Source organism: Pseudooceanicola lipolyticus, from assembly GCF_002786325.1.
Taxonomy (GTDB): Bacteria; Pseudomonadota; Alphaproteobacteria; order Rhodobacterales; family Rhodobacteraceae; genus Pseudooceanicola_C; species Pseudooceanicola_C lipolyticus.
Genome location: NZ_PGTB01000231.1, coordinates 1 through 4657 on the forward strand (window position 1 = coordinate 1; position 4657 = coordinate 4657).

Here is a 4657-nt window from a genome sequence, read left to right on the forward strand (position 1 = left end):
AACAGCGCCTGCAGCGCCGCCGCATCCCCGGCAATCTGCGGCACATCCTCGATCGCCACCGGACCACCGGCCAGCGCCGGCAGATCGGCCCCGGCCAGGTCGCGCGCGGGCAGGATCGGCGCGCCGGTTGCGGCCGACCAGACATGCGCCAAGTGGGTCTTGCCCGATCCGGCCGGACCGCTCAGCACCAGCCGGTTGCCGGGCCAGTCCGCTTCGATCATCGCAACTGCCATACCGTTGGCGGGCGAGACATAGAAATCGGCGCGCCCCAGCGCCGCCTTTGCCGGAAGATCAAAGCTGAGCTGCCGGGCCATGTCAGGACGCGTCCCGGTCCTCGGTGCCCTTGTAGAGGCGGCTGTCCAGGTACTGGTTGACCGCGAAACGGGCCAGCACGCCGATGGCCGCGGCCACCGGCACCGCCACCAGCATGCCGACAAAGCCGAACAGCGCGCCGAACACCGCCAGCGCCAGCAGCAGCCAGACTGGGTGCAATCCTACCGAATTGCCGACCAGCTGCGGCGTCAGGACATTGCCCTCGACCACCTGGCCCAGGGCGAAAATGCCGGCAACCAGGCCGATGGACACCCAGTCGCCCCAGAATTGGAACAGCGCCAGGCCGATGGCCAGCGCGCCGCCGGTCAGGGCGCCCAGATAGGGGATAAAGGTGACCAACCCGGCCACCAGCCCCACCACCAGGCCGAAATTCAGCCCCACCAGCATCAGCGCGATGGCGTAATAGGTGCCCAGGATCAGGCAGACCGTGCCCATGCCGCGCACGAAGGAGGCCAGCGTCGCATCGATGTCACCGGCCAGGCGCCGGATCACCGGTGCGTGGTCGCGCGGCAACAGCGCGTCGATGCGGGCGATCATCCGGTCCCAGTCCAGCAGCAGATAGACCGCCACAACCGGTACGATCACCAGCAGCACCACGATATTGATCACCGACAGCGCCGAACCCAGCACCGTCTTGACCAGTTCCGGCCCCTGATTGCGGATCGCCTCGCCGATCGAGGCCAGGGTCTGGCGGATGGTCGAATTGTCGTCGCTGATCGACGGGAAGCGTTCGGACACGAAGGCCTGGAAGCCCGACACCGCCTTGGGCAGGGTTTCGATCAGCCCGGTGGTCTGGTTGATCAGCGTCGGGATCAGCACCAGCGCCATCGCCACGAACAGCAGCAGTGTGGCGACGGTGATCAGCGCGGTTGCGGCGATCCGGCTGAGGCCCCACCGCTCCAGCCGGTCGGCAATCGGGTCGAGGCAATAGGCGATGGCGCCGCCCAGCACGAAGGGCAACAGCACATCGCCCAGAAACCACAGCACCAGGGCAAACACCGCCGTGGCGATGCCCCAATATCTGAGCTGATCCTTCACCGGCAGGGACATGGCGGCCTTTGCGTTGCGTTCCCTCTCACATTGCGTATGAAACGCCCGGTTTCAAGGGGCTGCTGCGGAGCAGCGCGGGCTTGTATCGGTTCCGGCAAAGCCATAGAGGGGGAAAGCCCAGTCATTTGCCGGAGCCGTCGATGCGCCTGAGCCGTTATTTTCTGCCCGTTCTCAAGGAAACCCCTGCCGAGGCGCAGATTGTCAGCCACCGGCTGATGCTGCGCGCCGGCATGATCAAGCAGGCCAGCGCTGGCAACTATTCCTGGCTGCCGCTGGGATATCGGGTGCTGAAGAAGGTCGAGCGCATCGTGCACGAGGAGCAGGTGCGCGCCGGGCATATCCCGCTGCTGATGCCGACGCTGCAATCGGCCGATCTGTGGCGCGAATCCGGGCGCTATGACGCCTATGGCCCCGAAATGCTGCGGATCCGCGACCGGCATGACCGCGACATGCTGTACGGTCCGACCAACGAGGAGATGATTACCGACATCTTCCGCTCTTACGTCAACAGCTATCGCGACCTGCCGCTGACGCTGTATCACATCCAATGGAAATTCCGCGACGAGGTGCGGCCGCGCTTTGGCGTGATGCGCGGGCGCGAATTCCTGATGAAGGACGGCTATAACTTCGACCTCAGCAAAGAGGCCGCTCTGCATGCCTATAACCGCCACCTGGTCAGCTATCTGCGCACCTATGAGCGGATGGGGCTGCAGGCAATCCCGATGCGCGCCGATTCGGGGCCGATCGGCGGCGATGACACCCATGAATTCCTGGTGCTGGCCGAGACCGGGGAATCGGAGGTGTTCTATGACAGCGAGATCACCGATCTGAAATTCGGCGACCGCGAGATCGACTATGGGTCGGTCGAACAATGCCAGGCGGTGCTGGAGGAATTCACCTCGCGCTATGCCCGCACCGATGAAACCCATGACCCGGCGCTGTTCGACCAGATCCCCGAGGCGCGGCGCCGGGTGGCGCGCGGCATCGAGGTGGGGCAGATCTTCTATTTCGGCACCAAATATTCCGAGCCGATGGGCGCCACGGTGCAGACCGCCGAAGGCGGCAAGGTGCCGGTGCATATGGGCTCGCACGGGATCGGCGTGTCGCGGCTGGTCGGTGCGCTGATCGAGGCCAATCACGACGAGAACGGCATCATCTGGCCCGAGGGCGTGACCCCGTTTCCCTGCGGCATCGTCAACCTGCGCCAGGGCGACGGCGAGACCGATGCCGCCTGCGAGCGGCTTTATGCGGCGCTGACCAAGGCGGGGCTGGAGCCGCTTTACGACGACCGCGACGAACGCGCCGGGGCGAAATTTGCCACCATGGACCTGATCGGCCTGCCGTGGCGCCTCACCGTGGGGCCGCGCGGGTTGAAAAACGGCGTGGTGGAACTGACCTCGCGGCGCAGCGGCGCAAGCGAGGAGCTGGCGCCCGAGGACGCGGTGGCGCGGCTGCAGGAGATCTATGCGCCGCACCGGGCGCTGTCGGCCTCGGTGCCGCTGCCGGTGTGACCCGGATGCGGCACCCCTCGGGCCGGACGGGCGGGGCCAAGACTTTTCTGAAAAGTCTTGGCAAAAGTTTCCTGGAAACTTTTGCCCGCGGCCCAGGGCGGACGCATTAGCAGGACCCCGGAATGGCGAGCAATCCTCCTCCCTTTGCCGCGTTCGAATGGATGATCGCCTGGCGCTATCTGCGCGCGCGCCGCGCCGAGGGCGGTGTCAGCGTGATGACCTGGATCAGCCTGATCGGCATCACCCTGGCGGTCTTTGCGCTGATCGCCACGCTGGCGGTGCGCTCGGGCTTTCGGTCGGAATTTGTCGGCACCATCCTCGGCGCCAATGCCCATGCGACGATCCTGTCGGTGGGCGAGGTCGACCCGCTGGGCAACCTGAACCGGACCATCCCCGAGTATGGCGAGATGGCCGAGCGGCTGCGCGCGGTGCCCGGTGTCACCCATGTGGCGCCGGTGATCAGCGGCGGCATGGTGCTGGTCTCGTCGCAGACCCAGAACTGGGGGGTGGAGGTGATTGGCATCGCCCAGCCGGACCTGGCCGACATGCCGGGCATTGCCGCGGCCGAGCAATCGGCCGGCGATCTGTCGCGCCTGGGCGAGGGCATCGCCATCGGCTCGGGCGTGGCGCGGCGCATCGGCGTCCGGGTTGGCGACCGGCTGCGTATCACCTCGCCCAACGGGGTGCAGACACCGATGGGGCGGAGCCCGCGAGTCAACGCCTATGAGGTGGTCTATATCTTCACAGCCGGCCGCTATGACATCGATTCCACCCGTGCCTACCTGTCCTTCGACGAGGCGCAAAGCTTCTTCAATCGCGAGGGGGTAGCCGATGAAATTCAGGTGATGGTTGAAGATCCCGAGCATGTGGAAAACGTGGCGCTGCCGCTGTTGCAGGCGGCCGGCGACCGGGCGGTGATCTGGACCTGGCGCGACATTTCGGGCGGCTTCTTGCGGGCGCTGGAGGTCGAGGACAACGTGATGTTCATCATCCTGTCGATCTTGGTGCTGATCGCGGCGATGAATATCGTGTCGGGCCTGATCATGCTGGTCAAGAACAAGGGGCGCGACATCGGCATCCTGCGCACCATCGGGCTGAGCGAGGGCTCGGTCCTGCGGGTGTTTTTCATCTGCGGCTCTTTCACCGGGCTGATCGGCACCGGGATGGGGGTGATCCTGGGCTGTCTGTTTGCGATCTATATCGATCCGATCTTTTCCTTCGTGAACTTCGCCATGGGGGGCGGCGTCTGGGACCCGTCGATTCGCGGCATCTATGCGCTGCCCGCCGAGCTGCACCTGGCCGATGTGCTGAAGGCGGTGGCGCTGTCGCTGGGCCTGTCCTTTCTGGTCACCATCTTTCCGGCCCGCCGGGCGGCGCGGATGAACCCGGTGGAGGCGCTGCGCTATGAGTGAGGCGGCGCTGCAGCTGGAGGCGATCGGCAAGACCTACAATCCGGGTGAGCCGGGCGAGGTACGGGTGCTGCAGGGGGTCGACCTGACGGTGCGCCCCGGCGAGGTGGTGGCGCTGGTGGCGCCCTCGGGGGCGGGGAAATCGACGTTGCTGCATATTGCCGGGCTGCTGGACACCCCCGATGCCGGGCGGGTGCGGATCGGCGGGCGCGACATGCACGGGCAGGGCGATGCCGCGCGCACCGCGGTGCGGCGGCGCGATGTCGGCTTTGTCTACCAGTTCCACCATCTGCTGCCGGAATTCTCGGCCGCCGAAAACGTGATCCTGCCGCAGCTGGCCAATGGCACCGGGCG

Annotated in this window: 5 protein-coding genes; 3 read left to right on the forward strand and 2 right to left on the reverse strand. The window is 66.1% G+C overall.

The window, feature by feature from the left end:
- Nucleotides 1-314 (reverse strand): P-loop NTPase family protein (locus tag CVM52_RS23800; protein WP_503128402.1); only part of this gene is annotated, 314 nt, incomplete at its 3' end.
- A gap of 1 nt (nt 315) precedes the next feature.
- Nucleotides 316-1383, reverse strand: a complete 1068-nt coding sequence (locus tag CVM52_RS23805) for an AI-2E family transporter (protein ID WP_100164812.1) — start codon at nt 1381-1383, stop codon at nt 316-318.
- 140 nt (nt 1384-1523) lie between these two features.
- Between CVM52_RS23805 and proS the strand changes: the two genes are divergently transcribed.
- The 3 genes from proS to CVM52_RS23820 form a co-directional block, all read left to right on the forward strand.
- Nucleotides 1524-2894: a proline--tRNA ligase gene (gene proS, locus CVM52_RS23810; protein ID WP_100164813.1), complete on the forward strand. Its 1371-nt coding sequence runs from the start codon at nt 1524-1526 to the stop codon at nt 2892-2894.
- A 122-nt stretch (nt 2895-3016) separates the two neighbouring features.
- Nucleotides 3017-4306 carry an ABC transporter permease gene (locus tag CVM52_RS23815; RefSeq protein ID WP_100164814.1) on the forward strand — a complete coding sequence of 430 codons (1290 nt, stop codon included), beginning with the start codon at nt 3017-3019 and terminating at the stop codon, nt 4304-4306.
- The coding region (locus CVM52_RS23820; protein WP_133119964.1) for an ABC transporter ATP-binding protein at nt 4299-4657 on the forward strand (359 nt) is incomplete at its 3' end. The genes CVM52_RS23815 and CVM52_RS23820, both read left to right, overlap by 8 nt.

Coding starts and splice junctions, on each gene's coding strand:
- CVM52_RS23805 (WP_100164812.1), bottom strand. CDS start 1,383: ATGTCCCTGCCGGTGAAGGATCAGCTCAGATATTGGGGCATCGCCACG.
- proS (WP_100164813.1), top strand. CDS start 1,524: ATGCGCCTGAGCCGTTATTTTCTGCCCGTTCTCAAGGAAACCCCTGCC.
- CVM52_RS23815 (WP_100164814.1), top strand. CDS start 3,017: ATGGCGAGCAATCCTCCTCCCTTTGCCGCGTTCGAATGGATGATCGCC.